Source organism: Pseudomonas sp. P5_B2, assembly GCF_056400445.1.
Genome location: NZ_JBFULH010000642.1, coordinates 1 through 2,232 on the forward strand (window position 1 = coordinate 1; position 2,232 = coordinate 2,232).

Below are 2,232 nucleotides of genomic sequence, written 5' to 3' on the forward strand. Positions count from 1 at the left end.
CCATTTGCACCTGCGACGATGACGATGGCGTTCTGACTGTTGTCATCGACCACGATCAACGCCACGCCGCTGGAGTCATCAACGGTGCTGACCGCCTGACAATCGATCTGTTCGGCCAACAGCGCCCCGCGCAATTGCGCGCCATAAGCATCGCTACCCACACACCCGACCATCGACACATCGGCACCCAACCGGGCCGCGGCGACAGCCTGATTAGCCCCCTTGCCACCGGAAACCGTGGCAAACGACTCACCGATCAGCGTTTCACCGCCACGCGGCAGCCTTGGAGCCCGGGTTACCAGGTCCATGTTCAGACTGCCTATCACCACTACTTTTGCTGGCATACATTACTACTCGTCAATTCTGTTTCAACGAAACTGGGCAAACACGCCGGCGAGCGGCGCGGTCGACTCTCGCAGGACAATACTGGGCGTCACGATTCGCTGCTCGGTGGCCATGTCCGGCGTGGCAATTCTGCGCAAAAGCACTTCCGCCGCCATCTCGCCGAGCTGCAGGATCGATTGGCCGACCGTGGTCAGCGCCGGGTAGACATAACGGCTCATCTGGATATCGTCGAAGCCGATCACCGACAGCTCGGTCGGTACACGAACATTGCGCTCGGCAGCGGCTCGCAGCACACCAATACCGATCATGTCGTTGCCGGCGAAGATCGCGCTGGGTGGATTCCTCTCCAGCAAAATCGCGGCCGCGTTATAGCCACCGGTGCTGGTGAAGTCGCTTTCCAGCATGCGCTCGAGATTCACTTCGACGCCCGCCTCTTTCAAGGCACGGCAATAGCCGGCCAGACGCATTTGCGCCACGCTCGTACCTGCCGGACCGCCGATGGTGGCGATGTCCCGATGCCCCAACTCGAGCAAATGTCGAGTGGCCAGATACGCGCCGTATTCGTGATCGATACGCACCAGATCGACAYTCACGCCCTCCAGCCCCCGGTCGACGATGACCATCGGCGTGCGCACACCGGCGAGACCTTCCGCCAGCCCCGCGTCGCCGCCGGCCGATGCAACGATCAAACCGTCGATGCGTTTTTCGAGCAACACGCGAAGGTAGCTGCGCTGCTTGTCCGGATTGTCGTCGGAGTTGCAGAGGATGACGCAGTAACCGTTGCGCTCGCAGTAGTCCTCAATGCCTCGCGCCAATTCGGCGAAGTATGGGTTGAGGCTGTTAGGAACCAGCAAACCAATGGTCGCGGTGGTTTTGGCTTTCAACGAACGGGCTACGGCGCTCGGCACATAGTCCAGGGTTTTGATCGCCGCCTCGACCTTGATCCGCACCTCTTCACTGACCGGTCGGGTCTTGTTCACCACATGGGACACCGTGGTGTAGGAAATTCCCGCGAGGGCCGCTACATCCTTGATTGTTGCCATGATTCAGGTCCGCCGGCTTGCGCGCTGACTGCGATAAGTATCAAGCACCACCGCTACAACGATCACCGCACCGGTGATGATGCGTTTGGTGGGTTCGGTCGCGCCAATCTGCGCCAGACCGGCCGCCAACACGGAAATGATCAGGACCCCGAAGAACGTGCTGATCACCGAACCACGGCCACCCATCAAACTGGTTCCACCGATGACCACGGCTGCGATTACCTGCAACTCCAGACCGGAGCCGGCATTCGGATCAGCCGCCTCCAGTCGAGAAATCTGAAACAACGCGGCAATACCGGCCAGCAGCCCCATCAGGCTGAACACCAGAATCTTGTATGGCTTTGGATTGATCCCCGCCAGACGCACCGCCTCCTCGTTAGTGCCAATGCCGATCAGGTAACGACCGAACACCGTACGCGTCAGCACGGCCTGGGCAATGAAGATAATCAGCAAGGCGATGATGAACGACGGCGAGATGCCGAAGGCAATCGGGTTGGACAACCAGGCGAAGGCATCACCGATATAAGCGGTGCGCGACCCGGTCATCTGATACGCCACGCCCCGGGCCATTTCCAGCACACCCAGGGACACGATGAACGAAGGAATGCGCCAGGCCACGGTGATCGAACCGGTAATGGTTCCGGCGAGAGCTGCCGCCGCCATGCCGAGCAGCGCTGCCGGCAGCACGCTCCAACCCCAGCCGAGAATGGCCACGCTGACCGTTGATGCCGCCAGCGCCAACACCGAACCGACCGACAGGTCGATGCCACCGATGATCAACACGAAGGTCATGCCGACCGCCAGCACCATCAAATCGGGAATCTGGTTGGCCAGGGTGCTGAAC

The 2,232-nt window shown here is 60.6% G+C and carries 3 protein-coding genes; all 3 read right to left on the reverse strand.

Going from position 1 to position 2,232, the window contains the following annotated elements; all coding sequences use genetic code 11:
* A partial coding sequence (locus AC1DRJ_RS25095) for a PfkB family carbohydrate kinase (RefSeq protein ID WP_477804532.1) occupies nucleotides 1-344 on the reverse strand: 344 nt, incomplete at its 3' end.
* 24 nt (nucleotides 345-368) lie between these two features.
* The gene (locus tag AC1DRJ_RS25100; RefSeq protein ID WP_477804533.1) at nucleotides 369-1,388 is read right to left on the reverse strand and encodes a LacI family DNA-binding transcriptional regulator; all 1,020 of its coding nucleotides are present in this window, start codon (nucleotides 1,386-1,388) and stop codon (nucleotides 369-371) included.
* 3 nt (nucleotides 1,389-1,391) lie between these two features.
* On the reverse strand, nucleotides 1,392-2,232 hold an 841-nt coding region (locus tag AC1DRJ_RS25105; protein ID WP_477804534.1), incomplete at its 5' end, for an ABC transporter permease.